This window comes from Gilvimarinus sp. 1_MG-2023, assembly GCF_030548285.1.
In genome coordinates this window covers 1-343 of record NZ_JAUOSC010000460.1, presented here as the reverse complement: position 1 = coordinate 343, position 343 = coordinate 1, and the positions used below count along the sequence as shown (strand labels likewise).

At 56.0% G+C, this 343-nt stretch carries 1 protein-coding gene; it reads right to left on the bottom strand.

Going from position 1 to position 343, the window contains the following annotated elements; all coding sequences use genetic code 11:
• Nucleotides 1-343, bottom strand: a 343-nt coding sequence (locus Q4563_RS17630; RefSeq protein ID WP_303605424.1) for a dihydrodipicolinate synthase family protein, incomplete at both ends; no start/stop codon positions are given.

Genomic DNA, 343 nt, shown 5'->3' with positions numbered 1-343 from the left:
AGCATGCACAAGTCGTGCATCAATTTGGGCGCCACGTTGGCAGTGACTGAGATATTGCCTTTGCCTCCGGCCAGAATCAGCTCATGGGCCGTTGGATCATCACCGGAATAAACCGCCATACGATCACCAACCAGTTCGATCAACTTGCGTGCCCGGTCGATATCGCCGGTCGCTTCCTTGATCGCCACAATCTGCTCAACATCCGCCAGAGCCGCCACGGTTTCCGGCAACATATCGCAGCCAGTACGACCAGGAACGTTATACAGCCACTGCGGCACATCCACCGCCGCCGCGATGGTTTCATAGTGCTTGATCAGGCCACGCTGGGGTGGTTTGTTGTAAT